The organism is Paenibacillus polygoni (assembly GCF_030263935.1).
GTDB classification, from domain to species: Bacteria; Bacillota; Bacilli; order Paenibacillales; family Paenibacillaceae; genus Paenibacillus; species Paenibacillus polygoni.
The window spans coordinates 1899816-1919362 of the sequence record NZ_CP127162.1 but is presented as its reverse complement, the minus strand read 5'-3'; the positions used below and the strand labels follow the sequence as shown (position 1 = coordinate 1919362).

Here is a 19547-nt window from a genome sequence, read left to right as displayed (position 1 = left end):
GAAGAATATTATACCATAAGTGCATACATCAGCACATATGTTCTTTTTCGGCACGATGTTTAGGCTATCCTTGTTCTATTTTCCCTGAATATAGCGGAATTTCTGTGCCAGGTGAGTATGCAGGATCTAAATAGTCGTATAATCCTCCATTTAACATTCTCACGATAATTCCTGTCTTCTCATCTTTCGGCATCACTTGGACTAGACGCCCCGCTATACTCATCTCCATCATAGGCAGCTGTTCTTTCCACATGCCTTCCCAGAGCTGCTCTGTAGGCATTACGGTATACATTGTCATTGTGTTAGTCCTTTCGGCATAGAAGTATCTTTCGCTTCTTGAATACGGCGATTCAGCTCTTTAATTGCGTCTCCAATGCCGCCCACCGCATCCATCAGTCCATACTCCACTGCATCAGCGCCTGCAACTGCGGTTCCAATATCACGGTTAAGTTCCCCTGTCTTAAACATGAGCTGTTTAAACTGCTCTTCAGTTATCCGAGAGTGCGAAGTTACAAAACGAACGACTCTTTCCTGCATTTTTTCCATATACTCAAAAGTCTGAGGTACACCAATAAACAATCCATTCATTCGAATGGGATGAATCGTCATGGTTGCACTCTCTGCAATGATGGAATAGCTGCTGCTGACTGCTATGGGAACACCTATACTGTGTCCTCCCCCAATGACCACCGTAACGGTAGGTTTCGTCATCGAAGCTATCATTTCAGCAATAGCCAGCCCCGCTTCCACATCTCCTCCCACTGTATTAAGAATGATGAGAATGCCCTCGATGCGCGGATTTTGCTCTGCAGCTACAAGTTGTGGAATTAAGTGCTCGTATTTTGTTGTTTTGTTTTGCGGCGGTAATATCAGATGACCTTCGATCTGGCCGATAATCGTCATACAAAAAATGTTTGATTCTCCAGGCGGGACAGGAACCGACGTTGTTCCGAGTTCTTGAATCGTATTTACGACGGGATTATTTTTGATCTCTTCTGGAGGTGTTATTGGAGTTTCGTTGTTCGTTTCTTTTGTTTTATCATTTGATTCTTGCATTTATAAACACGCCCTTCTCTGCCATTGTTAAACGTCCATATTTGTTTATTATGGCAGAGAAGGATCAGTTTCTATTCAAAATAAAACAAAAAAGCCTCTTCATTCCAACAGGGAACCGTCCAATATTACCTGTTGGTTGAAGAGGCGACTGTGTGCCTTTTGATGAATCTTTATATCTGTTGTTAAAACGTATTACACTTCCATGATGATTGGCAAAATCATTGGTCTGCGACGCGTTTGTTCATATAAGAAACGACCCAAAGAGTCTTTTACATTCGTTTTGAGTGAAGCCCATTCATTAACATTCTCACTCATTAATTTCTGAAGCGTACTTGTCACAATTCGGTTTGCTTCATCCAGCAGACCTTCCGATTCACGTACATACACGAACCCTCTGGAGATGATGTCTGGGCCAGATACAATTTTTCCATCCTGTTTGCTTAGTGTTACAACTACAACCAGAATGCCGTCTTGTGATAAAAGTTTACGATCGCGGAGTACAATGTTACCTACATCACCGACACCAAGACCGTCAATCAGTACATTACCGGAAGATACTTTACCGGCTTTACGAGCAGAACCACCTTGAATCTCAACAACTTCACCGATATCAGTAATAAAGATGTTTTCACGTTCTACGCCAACCGCTTCTGCAAGCAGCGCATGACGACGTTGCATACGGAACTCACCATGAATGGGAATAAAGTATTTCGGTTTCATTAGGTTCAGCATCAGTTTCAGTTCTTCTTGGCTTCCGTGACCAGAAACGTGAACGCCGGAGTTAGCTCCGCTGTAGTGAACTTCAGCGCCGAGGCGGAATAATTCATCAATTGTACGTCCTACGTATTTCTCATTACCTGGAACAGGGGTAGCCGCAATGATAACGGTATCTCCTGGTAAAATATCTACTTTACGATGTGTAGAGCGGGCCATACGTGTAAGTGCTGACATTGGCTCACCTTGGGAACCTGTGCACAGAATAACCACGCGGTCAGCTGCCATTTTGCCTACTTCTTCTGGTTCAATGATCATTCCGTCTGGAATGTCAAGGTAACCTAGATCGGAAGCAATGTTAACAACATTCACCATACTTCTACCGATGACTGCCACTTTACGACCTGTCACTTCAGCTGCATTAATGACTTGTTGCACACGGTGTACGTTAGAAGCAAAAGTAGCTACAACAACACGTTGACTAGCCTTACGGAAAATATCTTCAAGAACGATACCGACATTTCTCTCAGAAGGAGTAAAACCAGGTTTCTCTGCGTTCGTACTATCCGACAAGAGAGCCAAAACGCCTTTGCTTCCAATTTCAGCCATACGCTGAAGATCTGCAAATTGACCATTGACTGGTGTGTGATCAAACTTGAAGTCTCCGGTATGCACGACTACACCTTCTGGTGTTTCAATACATACGCCGACAGAGTCTGGAATACTGTGGTTCGTTCCGAAGAATGAAACCATGAGGCTGTTACCAAGCTCAATTACGGAATCTTCGTTAATCAGAATACGTTTTGTTTCGCCAAGTAAATTGGCTTCTTTTAATTTGTTTTCTACTAAACCAAGCGTAAGCTTTGTTCCATATACAGGAACATTAAGGTGTTTTAGAACGTAAGGCAAACCGCCGATGTGATCTTCATGACCATGCGTCAGAACGATCCCTCTTACCTTGTCACGATTTTCGGTAAGATAAGAAATATCAGGAATGACAATATCAATGCCGAGCATATCCTCTTCTGGGAATTTAAGACCCGCATCAACGACTACAATGTCATTACCGTACTGAACTACATACATGTTTTTTCCGATTTCACCGACGCCGCCCAAAGCGAAAATCATCAATTTATCGTTATTATTTTTCTTAGACAAATGAATCTGAACCTCCTATGGTAGTTGGACGTCGTACCTTATAATAGTTAATATTTGTAATTATTATTTAAGAAACTTGCAGCTTCGCAGCCGAAGTTCCTGCACACTTATCATTAATTAAACATATTTCAAAAATATACCGCACCCAGTCACTTGACATCATTATACATGATTAAAAAGCGAAAAAACAAGTCGAGCATGCTTTGTAAGGTGTAGTTTTCCCGTTTTCTCTAAAAACAATCAAAATAAAATGCAGGAAACAACCTTATTTCACTTATACTTTTGGTTTTTTATTCCTCAAAACAACGTGAAAATGAAGCTCTAAATATAAAGAAAATCCCCGAAGCTCTAACAAAGAGTTCGAGGATGCTCTATTTTTTATCAAATATGTCAATCAATCTTCGCAATCAGTTCTGTAATAAACTTAGTTTCTTGTTCCGTTGGTGCCACGAGCGGAAGACGCACGGAACCCACCTTATAGCCTTTTTGTGTTAAAGCATATTTAACAGCTACAGGATTCGGCAGCGGATGCGGCGCGTCAAACAACCCCTTGAATACAGGGAATAACTTCTGATGTAAGGAAGCAGCCTTCTGTACATCTCCGTTCAAGTAAGATTCAATCATCTCTTTCATAGAAGAACCGATGATATGACTCGCAACACTCACGATGCCGTAGGCTCCCACGGAAAGGGCTGGCAAAGTAGATGAGTCATCGCCAGAATAAACAGCAAAACCTTTCGGAGCACCCGCAGCAATCAGCGTCACTTGTTCTAAGGATGCACATTCTTTTGTAGCGACAATGTTCTTGATCTCTGCAAGTCGAAGTGTTGTTTCTACAGAAAGGCTCGCGGCAGTTCTTCCCGGCACATTATACAGCATTACAGGTAAAGAAGTAGAATTCGCAATCGCTTCGAAGTGTCTATACATTCCTTCTTGATTTGGTCTATTGTAATAGGGAACAACCAAAAGAACCCCGTCTACTCCCGCTTTTTCAGCCTCTTGCGTAAGCGTAATGGAATGGTGTGTACTGTTGCTGCCAGTACCTGCTATAATTTTGGCTCTTCCAGCAGCATGTTTTACTGCAAAAGAAAACAATTCCACTTTTTCTTGATCTGATAGAGTAGGTGATTCTCCTGTTGTACCTGATACGACCAGTGCGTCTGATTTTTGTACGTCTATTAAATAATCGATGAGCCTGGAGGTTTCTTCCCAGTGAATCTCGCCTTGTTCGTTGAAAGGCGTGACCATGGCCGTTATTAGTCTTCCAAATTCCACGTTTTTATCCTCCTTGAACTATTACAAATTAGATTATAAGTGGAGCTCAAATTTTGTATGAAGAGCGCGAACTGCGCCTACCATATCTTCTTTTTTCACCAATACCCATATTGTTGTGTTCGAGTCGGCTGACTGCAAAATATCAATATTCACCTCTGCAAGCGATTCGACAATACGGGCCATAATGCCTGGGACACCGTTAATCCCTCCGCCAATAACCGAAACCTTCGCACAACCGGACAAACTTTTCGGCTTCAGTCCAAGTTCTTGAAGGACACGGATCGCTTTTTCGGAATCATAATCAAACACGGTATATACGGCGCCAGATGGTGAAACATTAATAAAATCAACACTAATATCATTCTCTGCCATCGCTTTGAATACCTGGAGCTGCAGTTTACCTACATTCTCTTCGGCTTCAACCGTGATTTGCGTTACGTTACTCACATGTGCAATACCGGTTACATGACGATCTACAACGCCGGATTGAATATCTCGAACTCCTTCTGGGTGAGTAATAAGCGTTCCTTCCCCATCCCCAAAAGTAGAGCGAACACGCACCGGAATATGTGACTGCATGGCGATCTCTACCGCACGCGGATGTATCACCTTTGCGCCTTGGTGGGCCATATTACTAATCTCTGCATAACTGACATATAAAAGAGGCTTCGCATCTTCTACAATTCTTGGATCTGCCGTAAGTACTCCCTCGACATCGGTATAGATATCAACCATATCCGCTCCGAGTGCTGCTCCAAGAGCTGTTGCTGACGTGTCGCTGCCTCCGCGTCCTAAAGTAGTAATATCACCTATATCATTAATGCCTTGGAAACCGGCAACAATAACCACTTGATGAGATTTCAATTCTTCTAAGATCCGATCTGGCTTCACCTCAACGATTCTAGCATTGCCATATTGACGATCGGTAATAATTCCGGCTTGCCCGCCTGTTAAAACGGTTGCTGTGATTCCTTCACTATGTGCCAAACTGGTTAATGTGCTTGCAGAAATAAACTCGCCACAAGAAAGCAGCAGATCCTTCTCTCTTGCAGGCAGAGCATCTCCGTTACTGCTAATCCAGTCTAAAAGGGTATCCGTTGCATAAGGTTCGCCTCTGCGTCCCATTGCAGATACAACAACAACTAGTGAATGCCCTGCTTTAATTTCACGTTTCATATGCTGAAGAACACGTTCTCTAGCAGCGGGGGTTGAAAGAGAAGTCCCCCCAAATTTTTGCACTAAAATGCCCATGCACGAATTCCTCCATTTGTGTATCAAGAAGACCTAAGCATAAAGGATGTAGAACAAATGGAATGTAAACCTTCTGCGTTGCTTAAGCGTTCAGATGCGATGATTTGATTAACTGCATTCTTTGCAGTGCTTGTTAGTAATCTGTTCTACGTTCTACATCATTCATTTTTTCAAAAAGATATAATATAAAAAATATGAAGGATAAGTATACCTAAATTGCTTAGTATACTCACCTCGAAAAAAGGCATCTTTCGATACCTCTCATTCGTAAAGTTACATGCCACTTGCCGCTTTACATAAGTATAGGTTGCAATTGTCTTCCTTCGAGGGCAGCATAAGCTGCTTCAGGAATCAGATGCATTTTAGCGACGAGTGAATTCGGTTTATTCTCTGGGTTATCCTGGCCAAACGGAACAAAATAGATATACTTCGCTACAAGTAACTTTGCAATATTCGCTGCGTTTAGTCCCAGGCCGTCATTCGTCGAAATCGCAAGAACAACAGGTCGTTGATTCCGCATTTGCGATTTTGCAGCCATGAGAACAGGACTATCCGTCATTGCATTTGCTAGCTTACTGGTCGTGTTACCTGTGCAAGGTGCTATAACCAGTACATCGAGCCTCTTCGATGGTCCCAGCGGTTCTGCCTCGACAATCGAAGAAATAATATCATTCCCCGTTATATCTTTCAACTGCTTCTGCCAGCTTTGAGACGTCCCAAACCGAGTGTCTGTAGTGAGTACAGTCTGAGAAATGATAGGCACAACATCTGCCCCTTCATCCTTAAACCTTTGCACTACCGGCATCACTTCTTCAAAAGTACAATGAGATCCTGTTATCGCATAACCAACCGTTTTTCCCTGCCAATTCATTGCTTATTCCCCCGATCATTTTGTTCACCTAAAAGCAGCTTAACAATGGAGTTGGCAATAATAACACCCGCTGTTTTGGGAGCAACAATGCCAGGGAGCCCAGGGGCGAGCATCGCTTGAATACCGCGCTTCTCTGCATACCGAAAATCGGTTCCACCAGGTGCTGAGGCAAGATCAATAATAAACGATTTCGACTTCATTTTGGACAGGATTTGTGCTGTGATTATCATAGACGGTATCGTATTAAAAATCAAGTCAGCTTGCCCTGCATGTTTCTCTAAATCCCTCGTCAGGAAAGGCTTTAAGCCCATCACTGATGCTCTAGCAATGTCCTCTTCGCGTCTTACAGCCACCCTCACATCCGCACCCAAACCTTGAAGTGTTTTTGCCATTGTAAAACCAGTACGACCGAGTCCGAGTACCAACGCGACCGAGTTATGAATCGTAAAATCAGTCTGCTGAATAGCCAGCATGATCGCGCCCTCTGCTGTTGGAATCGAATTATGAATAGCCACATCATCCCGGTCAAGAAGTTCAATAAGACGAATCCTATTTTGCTTACAAATCTCTTTCAAATAAGGTTTTGCCATACCTGTAAATATCGTACAATGTTCTGGTAATTCAGCTGCAAGTTTTGCAGTTAAAGTTATCGTTGTATCACTATCAGCATATTTAGCTTGGATGTTTCCGCTGTCGTCACATCCCACCACCGGCAGTATTAAAACGTCTGCTGTAGAAAGAAGCTGGTCAGACAAGGTTTCCTTGACAGCTCCTTCAGGAAAATGCTCCAAAGTATCAAATCCTACTATACTTACAGATGCATCAAGCTCTACGCAGCGATGGATGACCTCAAGCTGACGTGCATCTCCTCCTAAAACGACGATCCGAACTCCGGTCAACATCAGGATGTCACTCCTTTCAAAAGCTGTATGATATCATCCTATGCCTAACAGGTAGCCCTGGTGATTGATAAACACAAAAAAGCTGCCCTCCCATTTTGGAAGAGCAGCTGCATTCTTTCTTTTGTTTTATTTCCCTGTGTGGCCAAAACCACCGGTACCCCGAACCGTTTCAGACAGTTCTTCTACTTCGATCAAGGTAACCGCAGGTACGACTTGAATCACCATTTGTGCGATGCGTTCATTCCGGCGGATTGTGAAAGGTTCTTGTCCTAGGTTCACAAGCAGCACCTTCACTTCACCACGATAATCTGCATCAATGGTTCCCGGCGTATTAAGACAGGTGATCCCGTGTTTATAAGCTAAGCCGCTTCTTGGGCGAATCTGAGCTTCATAACCAGCTGGTAAAGCCATAGCAAATCCGGTAGGTATCAAACTGCGTTCCCCTGGATGTAATGTCTTATCAGCCTCCACAGCGGCATACAGGTCAAAACCTGCTGCGAGTTCAGACATTTGAGCAGGAAGTGAAATATCTTCATTACCAGCTAATCTTTTAATTTGTACGGATACTGACAAACTCGTTCCTCCTCATAGATGCAATTGCTTTATCCGAAGCGCCTACCATAGCCAGTGCATAAGGTACAGCGAACATGCGGTCTAAAACAACATTGATGTCGTCCATAGTTACATTTTCGATTTTTTCAATCATTTGGTCAAGGGTTTGGTGTTTCCCTACCATCAGCTCATTTTTACCATTCCGGTTCATTCGGCTGCCTGTACCTTCCAGACTCAAGATAAGGCTGCCTTTGAGCTGTTCTTTTCCTTTACGGAGTTCTTCTTCAGACAAACCATTAACAGCAAGATCTTTTAAAAGGGCAATCGTAAGCTCCATTACCTCTTTTGTCTGTTTAGGGGCTGTTCCTGCATAGATCGTAAACAAGCCGCTGTCTGCATGTGCACTATGATAGGAATACACAGAATAAGCAAGACCGCGTTTCTCTCTTATTTCCTGGAACAGTCTCGAACTCATTCCGCCGCCAATCGCATTATTAATGAGTGCCATTGCATACTGCTTGTTGTCGTGAATCGAACATCCTGGAAAAGCTAAACAGATGTGATTTTGCTCTGTTTTCTTTTTATGAAACAATTGTTCCCCTTTAAATACAGGCTCAGATACTTCTTTTATTTCTCCGTGAAGATCAAAAGAACCAAAATATTTTTCGAGCAGTTCCATAATATGATCAGCATCAATATTCCCAGCAAGACTGATCACCGTATTTTCAATCGTATAACGTTCTTTCATAAAATCACGAAGTGTTGTCTGATCCATTGCATTTAGTTTCTCTTCTGTACCGAGGATTGGATAAGCGAGTGGATGATCTCCGTAAGCTGCAAGCGAAATTAAATCGTGAACCATATCATCCGGCGTATCTTCATACATCGAGATTTCTTCTAAAATCACATTTTTCTCTTTCGCAAGTTCCTCGCTGTCAAACTTGGAATGAAAGAACATGTCTGATAAGACATCTACGGCAATCGGCAAATGTTCATCAAGAACTTTTGCATAATAACAAGTGTATTCTTTTGAGGTAAAGGCATTCACATTACCGCCAATGGCATCAAATTGTTCTGCTATCGCTTTTGCGTCAAAACGATCGGTGCCTTTAAACAGCATATGCTCTATAAAATGAGACACTCCGTTATTCAGATCATCTTCATTACGTGAACCATTCTTAACCCAGATCCCAAAAGAAACCGATCGGCTTGTTGGAATTTCTTCCATGACCACTCTAAGGCCATTTTTCAGTTTCATTTTCTTCACATGCTGGCCTCCCCAAATTTGATAACTCACTTTTAAGAATCATATCTTAAAATGGCTTTGACTGAATTATGTTCACAACCAAATATCATAATCCTACCAAAAAAAATGACCTTACTCAACTTTCGTCTGAAGTCTTGCGGATGACAACGTCTCACTTACCGTCCCAAGTGTGATTCCTTTTTGGGTAATTCCTTGAATCATTCCTTCAAGAGCGCCTTCAGAAGCAGCCGTTGGATGCATTAAAATAAGAGATCCTGCCTCGGTGCCTTTAGTGATCTTTGCAACCACGCTTTCAGAACTAGGTTTCTTCCAATCTACCGTATCAATCGTCCATAGCACCGTCTTCAGACCTTGCTCAGCAGCGAGATTCACTGTTTCCTGATCAAAGTCACCAGAAGGGGGAGCAAACCACTTATTATCTACACCAAGTGACTCTTTAAGCAGCTGTTTTGTCTTGCTAATCTCAAGAGTGGCCCGTTCTGTGCTGAGCTTACTCATATTAGGATGAGAATACGCATGGTTCTCCAGTTCATGCCCGCGCTTTCTAATCTCTAGAGCAAGCTCTTTATTCTTACTCAGCCAGCTGCCATCAAGGAAAAATGTGGCCTTTACTTTATATTTATCGAGTGTATCTAGCATAGGAGTAAGATATTCATTGCCCCAAGCCACATTGATCATAAAAGAGGCCATCTTTTTCTCCGGGTTGCCTCGGTATATCGGATGCGGGCCAATGTCGTCGAGTGAGATTTTGGGCGCGATCTCTTTCATTACATAAGAAATAGACTCTGACTTTGGAGAAGATAATGCTTTTTGATACGTTGCTTCTATATCTACTTCTAACCCATTGTATCCGGGAATTGCTTTCCAGACGCGATCTAGCTTCGCATCAATAGGTTCTATTTTCATTTCTGCTGCTTTGAGTGTAATCTGCTTTTTCAGTTCATCTTCTGGTGCAGCATCCACATACATATCAAAAGCATCTTCGGTATGAACCACTCTTTGATGTGTAATAAAACTGGCTACATCCGTTACTTGTCCGATCAAAACGACGGCTGCCGCACTAACAAGCACGGCAGCCCACTTTTTCGAGTTTGTTTTCACTGCTTCAGCCCCCCGGTCACGTTTGTCCCATCTTATGTGTACAAGAGGCTGAATATGTATAAAAAAAGAGCCAGAATAAACTTCTGTCTCTTTTGAAAGTTCTATATGAAAATTAAGCTTTTTTAAGCTTTTGTTTCTGCAGTCAAAGTTGCTTTGCGGGAAAGATTGATGCGTCCTTGTTGGTCGATTTCTGTTACTTTTACTGTAATAGAATCTCCAATAGAGACCACGTCTTCCACTTTAGCTACACGTTCTGTAGACAGCTGGGAGATATGCACAAGTCCTTCTTTGTTAGGAAGTACTTCTACAAAGCAGCCAAACTTCTCAATACGTTTTACTTTACCTACATAAATCTCACCTACAACCACTTCACGAACGATGCCTTCAATAATTTCGCGAGCTTTATCATTCATGGATTGATCAGCAGAAGAGATGAATACACGGCCATCTTGTTCGATATCGATTTTAACGCCCGTTTCCTCAATAATCTTGTTAATGATTTTACCGCCTGCTCCAATAACATCACGGATCTTATCCGGGTTAATGTGCATGGTAAGAATCTTAGGTGCATACTTAGATAAGGTTTCTCTTGGTTTTTGGATAGCTTCCATCATTTTACCAAGAATGTGCATACGCCCTTCTTTTGCTTGGCTTAGAGCTTCAGATAGAATATTACGATCAATACCATCGATCTTAATATCCATTTGAATTGCGGTAACCCCTTCAGAAGTACCGGCTACTTTAAAGTCCATATCTCCAAGATGATCTTCCATACCTTGAATATCAGTCAGGATCGATACATGATCTCCATCTTTAATCAGACCCATTGCCACACCAGCTACAGGTGCTTTAATTGGTACCCCAGCATCCATCATAGCAAGTGTTGAAGCACAGATACTAGCCTGAGATGTAGAACCATTTGATTCAATAACTTCAGATACAAGACGAATTGTATAAGGGAATTCAGTCTCAGACGGAATTACTTTAGACAATGCTTTTTCACCGAGTGCACCATGACCAATTTCACGACGACCTGGAGGACGAAGCGGTCTTGCTTCACCGACACTAAACGGCGGGAAGTTATAATGGTGCATGAAGCGTTTGGTTTCTTCCAGATCAATACCATCTAGAATCTGAACATCGCCTAGTGCTCCTAATGTACATACGCTGAGCGCCTGAGTTTGTCCACGAGTAAACAAGCCAGATCCATGCGTACGCGGCAAGAGATTTGTATCGCAATCGATCGGACGAATTTCAGACAATGCTCGTCCATCTGGACGCACTTTATCATGCGTGATCAGTCTGCGAACTTCTTCTTTAACGATGTCATGAAGGATTTCCTTCACGTCTTTTAACAATTCAGGAGTTTCTATGTATTTATCACCAAAGAAAGCAACCGTTTCATCGTTAATTACATCAATCGCATCTTGTCTTGCATGTTTTTCTTCAATACGAACTGCTTCAACGAGACGAGCTGCTGCATACTCGCGAACTTCAGCGTTAACGTCCGCATTCACTGCATGCAATTTGACAGCCATTTTCTCTTTACCAGCAACTTGTACCAATTGTTCGATTACAGCAACGATGTTTTTAATCTCCTCATGACCAAACATAATCGCTTCGAGCATTACTTCTTCTGGTACTTCATTTGCTTCTGCTTCTACCATCATGATCGCATCTTTCGTTCCTGCAACCACCACGTAGATATCACTTGCTTCTTGAGCAGCAACATCTGGGTTAATTACAAATTCACCATTAACACGGCCAACAGCTACTCCGCCGATAGGTCCATTAAATGGAACATCTGAAATACTTAGTGCCGCAGAAGTACCGATCATTGCTGCGATTTCTGGTTCGCAGTCTTGATCAACGCTCATTACGATATTTTGAATCTGAACATCATTACGGAAACCTTCCGGGAATAGAGGACGGATGGGCCGATCTGTCAGACGGCTGGCAAGAATCGCTTTCTCGCTCGGTCTACCTTCTCTTTTAATGAATCCACCTGGAATTTTACCTACTGCATATAGTCTTTCCTCATAGTTAACCGTAAGCGGGAAAAAGTCCAAATCTTTAGGTTCAGTTGACGCTGTTACGGTACATAAAATAACGGTATCTCCATAGCGTACAGTTACAGCAGCGTTTGCCTGTTTAGCAAGACGTCCTGTTTCTAGAATCAGTGTTCTGCCGCCAAGTTGCATCTCAACACGTTGTTCCATGAAACCCCTCCTTCTTTTACATCATTTATTGTTTTTTTATTTACTAGTATGACCTAGTATTGACATATTCGCAAAATTTTAGATAGGACTAATCCAGTCCACAAAAAAAAGAAGCCTAAATCTACAAAACAACCCGGCTGCGAACCCGTTCCTCTATAGTAGAGAGACAGGGACAACCAGGCTGTCGTTGTTAGGATATACGAAGATTAACGGCGCAATCCAAGCTTCTCAATCAAAGCACTATAACGTCTAACATCTTTGTTTTTCAAGTAAGCCAAGAGCTTACGACGTTGACCTACCATTTTCAAAAGCCCGCGACGGGAATGGTGATCTTTCTTGTGAGTACGCAAGTGATCCGTCAAACTCTTGATGTTTTCCGTAAGGATAGCAATTTGCACCTCTGGAGATCCAGTATCGGATTCATGAGTTTTGTGCTCTTCGATCAATTGTTGTTTACGTTCTTGAGTCAAAGCCATCCTGTTCACCTCCTTCATTATAATCGCCTGTAGCCTCGTCGGGGCCGGTGAGAGCCTTCAACTAAAGCTAAGGTTATGGTTGCCTTCCAGCAACGTATCCTAGTATAGCATACTTGCCTATTCCATGTAAATCTAAACTTCAATATTTAAATAGGCTAAGATCAATTCGATAAAATTTGCTTCGCCGTCTCTGAGTCTCTCTGAATCTGAGCAATGAGTTCGTCGATGGACGGAAACCGCTGTTCAGGTCGCAGAAACTCCACCAACTCCACAGTAAGTTCCTGTCCATACAGATCCCCGCTGTAATCGAGCAAATGCACTTCAAAAGAAGGTTTAATCCGATCTTTATGAAAAGTAGGTTTAACGCCAATATTCATGACACCTGGAAACTTCTGATTATCATGCAATACCCAAACGGCATATACACCTTTTCGTGGTACAACATAGCTTTCTGATGGTTCTACATTTGCTGTAGGAAATCCAATCGTGCGTCCTCGTTTTTCACCGTCAATCACTGTTCCTCTTAGAGAATAACGTCTGCCGAGCATACGCTCAGCTTCCTTTACATCTCCTTCATGTAAGACAGAACGAATCGAAGTACTGCTCACTTTCTTGCCATCCAGCATAAGCGGAGGAATGGTCACTACGTTCATATGAGGCATGCCGAGTTCACGAAGTTTGTGTTCATCCCCAGCTCCTTTATGACCAAACCGAAAGTCAAAACCAACCACAGCTACTTTTACTTCGGATTGAATCAAAAACTCAGTTACAAACTGTTCTGGCAGAAGACTCGAAAAAGACTCGTTGAATTCGATAACATATAGGACATCTACACCCATTTTTTCAAGAATTTCTTCTTTATCACGAAGCGGGGTAAGATAACCCTGATAGTCACCTTTACGCATTACTTCTTTTGGATGAGGATGAAAAGTCAAGACAGCAGCTTGTATCCCCTGTTCTTTGGATAACCTTACAGCGGACTCAATTACACTTACATGTCCTAAGTGCAGCCCATCAAACTGCCCCATCGCAAGTACCTGGGGAACGGCAATCTCTTTACGCACTTCTTCTGTCAGAGGAAATGATAAATTTATTGTTTTCAATCTAATTCACCTGCAATTCCCATGATAATCCTGTTGCCATATCTGTTATTGATTACACTTCAACTCGGTTCCGGTAAGAAAACCTTTTTAGGGGTAATTGTATTTGATTCGGCATCCCACTCATAAATCCCTAAAAATTGTTCTTCCTTAGAGTAAAGTCGGAACAATCCCTCCTCTTTCAAAGCAGGCTGGACATAAGATGCGGACACTTTTTTACCTTGTAGTACAGAGCGCTCTTGTTCCGACTCAATCGTATGGGAAGGGAAATGCCAAATCGATTGATCTGTAGGGATTAGATATTTAGACAACGTGTCATTTTCAGCACACTGCTGTATCTCTTCAATCGTCAAACAGCGCCCTGCCGGAATACCAGCAGACATCGTTCTTTCAAGTTTCACCATGGTAGAGGGATATCCTAGCGCCTCTCCAATGTCTACACATAATGTTCGAATATAAGTCCCTTTGGAACACAGTACACGAAAAGAAATTTCCGGTAATCCGTCTACGTCTTCCATACGTATAAGTTCAAGTTCATGTATGGTTACTTCTCTGCTTTTGCGTTCCACTGTTTTTCCTTCACGGGCAATCTCATAAAGCCTTTTCCCGTTAACTTTCACAGCGGAGTACATAGGAGGAACCTGTGAAATAACCCCATTGAACCGCCCCAGCGCTGCCTCTACTTGTTCATACGTCACTTGAACATCATCTACTTGGGCTGTTACTTCACCCGTCATATCTTCCGTATCTGTCGCAATCCCAAGCCGAAGCGTAGCATGATATTCTTTAGGAAGCTCTTGCAAGTACTCTACAACTCTTGTAGCTTTTCCTAAGCAAAGAGGCAGGACTCCTGTAACCTGGGGATCCAGTGTGCCTGTGTGCCCAATTCTTTTCATTTTCAGAATACCTCTCAGTTTAGCAACTACATCATGGGAGGTAAAGCCTGCCGGTTTCAGTACAGGAAGTACGCCTTCGTAACCACTCATAACTCTTTTTTCACCCGTTCTACAACTTGTTTTACTGTTTCCATCCATGGACCTTCCACTCTAGCACCGGCAGCGCGGGTATGCCCGCCGCCTCCAAAATCTTTAGCAAGAGCCGCAACATCGATTCTCCCGTTAGATCGGAAGCTAGCTTTTATAACTTCATCAGAGATGACCTTGAAGAGGATACCTACTTCTACCCCTTGAATATTACGCGGGTAGTTGACAATGCCTTCTAAATCATCATTTGCTGCACCGCAGTCTTCCATATCCTGAGGCGTTACTATGACCCAAGCAATCTTTCTATCCTCCGTTAATTGAAGAGTAGTCAGCGCTTTAGTAAGCACTTGCAGCTGCGGAAATGTCATTTGCTCCAGTAAAATTTCTGCTAATTCAGGACCATTAACTCCGTGTTTTAACAGGGAAGAAGCCATTTCCATTATTTTAGGACTGGTGCTTGAATAACGAAACCCTCCGGTATCGGTAAGAATCCCCGTATAAGCTGCTGTAGCCACATCTTTGTCCCATGTTAAGCCCATTACTTCAATTAAATCATATAAAATTTCTGCCGTAGCAGCCGCATCATCTTTGATGATATTCACTTTGCCATATCCATTGTTTGTTGGATGATGATCTATGTTCAGAATCTGTTTTTCTTCCGCGAACCAGTGTTTCACACGCCCGACCCGTTCGTAATCGGCACAGTCTACACAGATAACATGTTCGTATGTTTTCGGCGGTTCCGTTACAGTTCCGTTTAAAATTTGTGAAGTTCCCCACATATAATGCATCCTTGGCGGAATGGGTCCCTCATTAATCATCGTGAATTTCTTCCCCAGACATGAGAGAAGCCAGCCCACCATTACGGTGGAGCTGACTGCGTCTCCGTCCGGCTGTACATGCGACACGATCAGGAAGTCATCATGCTCCAAAAGAAATTCCTTCCCTTGTTGAAGCGCCTGTTCATAGGTCTGCATTGCCGTCTCCTCTATTCATCTCATTTGGAATCCTTGGTATCAATCTCCGTAAGTAATTTCTCAATACGACTACCGTACTCAATGGATTCATCAATTTTAAATATTAATTCAGGCACATGACGAAGCTTAATTCTTTTTCCCAATTCGCTGCGCAAAAAGCCGTTAGCTTTATCGAGAGCTTTCAAAGAATTATTTTTTTGTTCATCGTCTCCGAATACACTGAGGTATATTTTAGCTTGGGACAGATCGTTAGTCAGATCGACACCCGTCACTGTAACAAAACCGATTCTTGGATCTTTAAGTTCGGTTTGGATCAGTATGCTAATCTCTTTCTTTATCTGTTCGCTTACACGTCCAGTTCTAATTTTAGCCACTCATGTCACCTCTCTTGCAATGGACGCTATTTACGTTCTACCGTTTCCATAACGAACGCTTCAATTACGTCGCCTTCTTTAATGTCATTGAAGTTCTCAATAGTAATACCGCACTCATAACCTTGAGCTACTTCTTTCACTTCGTCCTTAAAGCGTTTCAAGGTATCAAGTTTACCTTCAAAGATAACAATGCCATCACGGATGATACGAGTTTGTGATGCACGAGTAATCTTACCAGAAGTTACCATACAACCTGCAATGGTTCCCACTTTGCTGATTTTGAATGTATTTCTAATTTCAGCATGCCCAATAACTTTCTCTTTAAATTCAGGATCAAGCATACCTTTCATCGCTTGTTCAATCTCTTCAATTACGTTGTAAATAACATTGTAGAGTCGAACATCGACTTTTTCAGCTTCTGCTGTTGATTTCGCTTGAACTTCAGGACGAACGTTAAATCCAATGACGATTGCATTAGAAGCTGCTGCGAGAATGATATCCGATTCAGTAATCGCACCTGCACCGCTGTGAATAATTTTCACGCGTACGCCTTCTACTTCAATCTTAGCGAGGGAGCCTTTAAGCGCCTCAACGGTACCTTGAACGTCACCTTTAATAATTACGTTCAGGGCTTTCATCTCGCCATCCTTAATATGCTGGAACAGATCATCAAGGGTAACCCTTGTTTGCGTACCAAGATCGGATTCACGTTGTGTTATCGCACGTTTGTCTGCGATGGAACGAGCTTTACGCTCATCTTCAAACACCATGAACGGATCGCCTGCAAGAGGCACCTCTTGCAAACCAGTGATTTCAACTGGAGTAGAAGGACCAGCTTCTTTAATCTTACGGCCTTTGTCATTAACCATTGCACGGACACGACCGAAACAGTTACCTGCAACAAAAGCGTCTCCGACTTTCAAAGTACCATTTTGAACAAGCAAACGCATTACAGGTCCACGGCCTTTATCAAGTTCAGCTTCAATTACTGTACCGCGTGCACGTTTAACAGGATTTGCTTTATATTCATTCACTTCTGCTACAAGCAAAATCATTTCAAGAAGTTCTTCAATACCCATTTTTTGTTTCGCAGAAACGTTAACGAAAATGGTATCTCCGCCCCATTCTTCTGGAACGAGTTCATAGTTCGTAAGTTCTTGTTTTACACGATCCGGATCAACGCCCGGTTTATCGATTTTGTTAACTGCTACGATAATTGGAAGGTTCGCTGCTTTCGCATGGTTAATTGCTTCAACAGTCTGTGGCATAACACCATCATCAGCTGCAACAACAATAATCGTCATATCCGTTACTTCCGCACCACGAGCACGCATTGCTGTAAACGCTTCGTGACCTGGAGTATCAAGGAATGTGATTTTTTTGTTATTGATCTCTACTTGGTACGCACCGATATGCTGCGTAATACCGCCAGCTTCACCGCTTGTCACGCTAGTAGAACGAATGGTATCAAGAAGGGTCGTTTTACCATGGTCAACGTGACCCATAATGGTTACAACGGGAGGACGAGCTTGAAGATCTGCTGGATCATCATTTTCTTCCATTGTCTCAAAACGATCATCTTCTACTGGAATCTTCACTTCAACCTCAACACCAAACTCGCCTGCAAGAAGCAAGATTGTATCGAGATCCAGTTCCTGGTTGATGGTAGCCATAACACCCATGGAGATGAGTTTCTTGATAACTTCAGAAGCATCCTTGTGAAGCAGTTTTGCTGCGTCACCCACCGTCATATTACCGCGAACGATAATTTTCTTCGGTGTATTGTCGATTTTCTCACGAGGAGGTTGGTTTTGGTTACGTCCACGGTTGTTTTTACCGCCGCGGTTGTTTCCACGATAATTACCTCTGCCGTTACCATCTTCAAAACGGCGGCCAGCGCCTGGACGGTTACTGCTGTTGCCACGGTTTTGATTACTGTTTCCACCGCGGTTGTTGTTAGAACCTTGCGTGTTACCGCCAGTACTATTCGTGCGGCCTTGGCCTGATGATTGTGCTGGGCGACCTGTAGTGCTGCCTTGTTGCGGTCTATTTTGACCAGAAGGTCTATTTGTATTATTGCCTTGCCCAGTTGGTCTGCTGCTATTACCTTGGCCAGCAGGTCTATTGCTTCCTGCACTGCTTGGACGATTACTTTGTCCGTTGCTTGATTGACCTACGCTGCCATTTGTTCTGCGAGAATCTTGCCCGCCTTGTCTTTGTGTTCCATTGTTAGTGTTTTGATTTGGTCTATTATTCATACCTACCTGCTTTTCCTGTTGTTTTTTTGGTTGAGAGTCACTTGAAGCATTCTGTACATTGCCTGACTCTTGATTTGTTTTGATTTCGTTCTTCAAATTCGAATTGGCACCTCCTTGAAGAGACGGGTTCGAGCGATTAAGCTTATCATCTTTAACCGCTGAAGTTGAAACCGCCTGAGCCGGATTCTGTGCACGTTTGGAAGCAGCATCTGATTTTATGCTGTTAAAAAATTGCTCCACTTTTGCTACAGATCCGTTCTCCATTACGCTCATATGATTATTCACGGGAATTTCTAATTTTTTAAGAATGGTAATGATTTCCTTGCTACTCATGTTGATTGATTTTGCATATTCATAAACTCGCAGTTTGTCTTTGCTTTCCTGTTTACTCAATATACTCCACCTCCGACATTGTCAAGGCTTGTTTCGAGATCATACTTACAAATCCGGGATCCGTCACCGCCAGCACAATGCGTTCAGGTTTACCCATGGCACTGCCTAGGGAGTCTCGATCAAAACCAATCACGAGAGGAACGTTGTACGATTTGCACTTATCGCGAAATTTTTTACGTGTATTTTCCGAAGCATTACCCGCAACGATAACCAATTTCGCTTCAGATGACCGAATGGCTTTGAGTACGATCTCATCACCAGAAACAAGCTTGCCTGCTCGCATTGCAAGCCCGATATAAGATAGTGCCTTATTCATTGTCCACTCTTTTCTGCGCTTCTAGAAATTCATCCTCAGCACGAAGAAAATCTTGTGCTAGTTGCTCATATATTCCAGAATCCACTTGAGCTTTAAGTGCTCGATCCAGGGAACGGTTCTTCTGAGCTAACCGGAAACAAGCTTCTTTGCCGCATAGATAAGCTCCACGGCCCGATTTCTTACCTGACAAATCGATCAGCACTTCTTCTTCGGGAGTTCTTACAACCCGGATTAGCTGTTTCTTTGGCATCATTTCCTGACACGCTACACACTTTCGCAGCGGTACTTTACGTTGTTTCATCTT

The 19547-nt window shown here is 42.8% G+C and carries 19 protein-coding genes; all 19 read right to left on the bottom strand.

The window, feature by feature from the left end; translation table 11 throughout:
- Positions 1 to 64 precede the first annotated feature (64 nt).
- Positions 65 to 298: a YlzJ-like family protein gene (locus QPK24_RS09235; RefSeq protein ID WP_285748087.1), complete on the bottom strand. Its 234-nt coding sequence runs from the start codon at positions 296 to 298 to the stop codon at positions 65 to 67.
- Positions 295 to 1056, bottom strand: coding sequence for a ClpP family protease (locus tag QPK24_RS09230; protein ID WP_285748085.1), 762 nt, complete (start codon positions 1054 to 1056; stop codon positions 295 to 297). Before QPK24_RS09230 ends, QPK24_RS09235 begins: the two co-directional genes overlap by 4 nt.
- Before the next feature lie 192 nt (positions 1057 to 1248).
- Entirely contained in the window at positions 1249 to 2928 is a 1680-nt protein-coding gene (locus tag QPK24_RS09225) for a ribonuclease J (protein WP_285748083.1), read from the bottom strand.
- Between the two features lie 390 nt (positions 2929 to 3318).
- Positions 3319 to 4203 (bottom strand): 4-hydroxy-tetrahydrodipicolinate synthase, encoded by an 885-nt coding sequence (dapA, locus tag QPK24_RS09220; RefSeq protein WP_285748081.1) that lies wholly within the window; start codon positions 4201 to 4203, stop codon positions 3319 to 3321.
- A 33-nt stretch (positions 4204 to 4236) separates the two neighbouring features.
- On the bottom strand, positions 4237 to 5454 hold the full coding sequence (gene dapG / locus QPK24_RS09215) for an aspartate kinase (protein WP_285748079.1): 1218 nt from the start codon (positions 5452 to 5454) through the stop codon (positions 4237 to 4239).
- Positions 5455 to 5746: 292 nt separating this feature from the next.
- Positions 5747 to 6325 (bottom strand): dipicolinate synthase subunit B, encoded by a 579-nt coding sequence (locus QPK24_RS09210; protein WP_285748078.1) that lies wholly within the window; start codon positions 6323 to 6325, stop codon positions 5747 to 5749.
- The gene (gene dpsA, locus QPK24_RS09205; RefSeq protein WP_285748076.1) at positions 6322 to 7227 is read right to left on the bottom strand and encodes a dipicolinate synthase subunit DpsA; all 906 of its coding nucleotides are present in this window, start codon (positions 7225 to 7227) and stop codon (positions 6322 to 6324) included. The genes QPK24_RS09210 and dpsA overlap by 4 nt, the downstream gene beginning before the upstream one ends.
- A 126-nt stretch (positions 7228 to 7353) precedes the next feature.
- The gene (dut, locus tag QPK24_RS09200) at positions 7354 to 7800 is read right to left on the bottom strand and encodes a dUTP diphosphatase (RefSeq protein WP_285748074.1); all 447 of its coding nucleotides are present in this window, start codon (positions 7798 to 7800) and stop codon (positions 7354 to 7356) included.
- A complete protein-coding gene (locus tag QPK24_RS09195; RefSeq protein WP_407083003.1) occupies positions 7778 to 9037 on the bottom strand; it encodes a M16 family metallopeptidase in 1260 nt (419 codons plus the stop codon). Before QPK24_RS09195 ends, dut begins: the two co-directional genes overlap by 23 nt.
- 120 nt (positions 9038 to 9157) lie before the next feature.
- Positions 9158 to 10147, bottom strand: a complete 990-nt coding sequence (locus tag QPK24_RS09190; protein ID WP_285748070.1) for a polysaccharide deacetylase family protein — start codon at positions 10145 to 10147, stop codon at positions 9158 to 9160.
- A 122-nt stretch (positions 10148 to 10269) separates the two neighbouring features.
- Positions 10270 to 12366, bottom strand: coding sequence for a polyribonucleotide nucleotidyltransferase (pnp, locus tag QPK24_RS09185; RefSeq protein ID WP_285748068.1), 2097 nt, complete (start codon positions 12364 to 12366; stop codon positions 10270 to 10272).
- A 206-nt stretch (positions 12367 to 12572) separates the two neighbouring features.
- Positions 12573 to 12842, bottom strand: a complete 270-nt coding sequence (rpsO, locus tag QPK24_RS09180; protein WP_213532595.1) for a 30S ribosomal protein S15 — start codon at positions 12840 to 12842, stop codon at positions 12573 to 12575.
- Positions 12843 to 13003: 161 nt separating this feature from the next.
- On the bottom strand, positions 13004 to 13945 hold the full coding sequence (locus QPK24_RS09175) for a bifunctional riboflavin kinase/FAD synthetase (protein ID WP_285748065.1): 942 nt from the start codon (positions 13943 to 13945) through the stop codon (positions 13004 to 13006).
- A 59-nt stretch (positions 13946 to 14004) separates the two neighbouring features.
- Positions 14005 to 14928, bottom strand: a complete 924-nt coding sequence (gene truB, locus QPK24_RS09170; RefSeq protein ID WP_285748063.1) for a tRNA pseudouridine(55) synthase TruB — start codon at positions 14926 to 14928, stop codon at positions 14005 to 14007.
- Positions 14925 to 15902: a DHH family phosphoesterase gene (locus QPK24_RS09165; RefSeq protein WP_285748061.1), complete on the bottom strand. Its 978-nt coding sequence runs from the start codon at positions 15900 to 15902 to the stop codon at positions 14925 to 14927. The genes truB and QPK24_RS09165 overlap by 4 nt, the downstream gene beginning before the upstream one ends.
- 20 nt (positions 15903 to 15922) lie before the next feature.
- Complete coding sequence (rbfA, locus tag QPK24_RS09160; RefSeq protein WP_213532591.1) at positions 15923 to 16276, bottom strand: 30S ribosome-binding factor RbfA; 354 nt, start codon at positions 16274 to 16276, stop codon at positions 15923 to 15925.
- A 26-nt stretch (positions 16277 to 16302) separates the two neighbouring features.
- Complete coding sequence (gene infB, locus QPK24_RS09155; RefSeq protein ID WP_285748058.1) at positions 16303 to 18927, bottom strand: translation initiation factor IF-2; 2625 nt, start codon at positions 18925 to 18927, stop codon at positions 16303 to 16305.
- Positions 18920 to 19243 carry a L7Ae/L30e/S12e/Gadd45 family ribosomal protein gene (locus tag QPK24_RS09150; RefSeq protein ID WP_191798454.1) on the bottom strand — a complete coding sequence of 108 codons (324 nt, stop codon included), beginning with the start codon at positions 19241 to 19243 and terminating at the stop codon, positions 18920 to 18922. The genes infB and QPK24_RS09150 overlap by 8 nt, the downstream gene beginning before the upstream one ends.
- On the bottom strand, positions 19236 to 19544 hold the full coding sequence (gene rnpM / locus QPK24_RS09145; protein WP_285748053.1) for an RNase P modulator RnpM: 309 nt from the start codon (positions 19542 to 19544) through the stop codon (positions 19236 to 19238). Before rnpM ends, QPK24_RS09150 begins: the two co-directional genes overlap by 8 nt.
- Positions 19545 to 19547: the final 3 nt, after the last annotated feature.

What these genes read in the sequence shown, in the direction of transcription:
- rnpM (WP_285748053.1), bottom strand. Translation starts at nt 19,544, where the DNA reads ATGAAACAACGTAAAGTACCGCTGCGAAAGTGTGTAGCGTGTCAGGAA.
- QPK24_RS09195 (WP_407083003.1), bottom strand. Translation starts at nt 9,037, where the DNA reads ATGAAACTGAAAAATGGCCTTAGAGTGGTCATGGAAGAAATTCCAACA.
- dapG (WP_285748079.1), bottom strand. Translation starts at nt 5,454, where the DNA reads ATGGGCATTTTAGTGCAAAAATTTGGGGGGACTTCTCTTTCAACCCCC.
- dpsA (WP_285748076.1), bottom strand. Translation starts at nt 7,227, where the DNA reads ATGTTGACCGGAGTTCGGATCGTCGTTTTAGGAGGAGATGCACGTCAG.
- QPK24_RS09230 (WP_285748085.1), bottom strand. Translation starts at nt 1,056, where the DNA reads ATGCAAGAATCAAATGATAAAACAAAAGAAACGAACAACGAAACTCCA.
- rpsO (WP_213532595.1), bottom strand. Translation starts at nt 12,842, where the DNA reads ATGGCTTTGACTCAAGAACGTAAACAACAATTGATCGAAGAGCACAAA.
- QPK24_RS09235 (WP_285748087.1), bottom strand. Translation starts at nt 298, where the DNA reads ATGACAATGTATACCGTAATGCCTACAGAGCAGCTCTGGGAAGGCATG.
- QPK24_RS09210 (WP_285748078.1), bottom strand. Translation starts at nt 6,325, where the DNA reads ATGAATTGGCAGGGAAAAACGGTTGGTTATGCGATAACAGGATCTCAT.
- pnp (WP_285748068.1), bottom strand. Translation starts at nt 12,366, where the DNA reads ATGGAACAACGTGTTGAGATGCAACTTGGCGGCAGAACACTGATTCTA.
- QPK24_RS09165 (WP_285748061.1), bottom strand. Translation starts at nt 15,902, where the DNA reads ATGCAGACCTATGAACAGGCGCTTCAACAAGGGAAGGAATTTCTTTTG.
- truB (WP_285748063.1), bottom strand. Translation starts at nt 14,928, where the DNA reads ATGAGTGGTTACGAAGGCGTACTTCCTGTACTGAAACCGGCAGGCTTT.
- QPK24_RS09150 (WP_191798454.1), bottom strand. Translation starts at nt 19,243, where the DNA reads ATGAATAAGGCACTATCTTATATCGGGCTTGCAATGCGAGCAGGCAAG.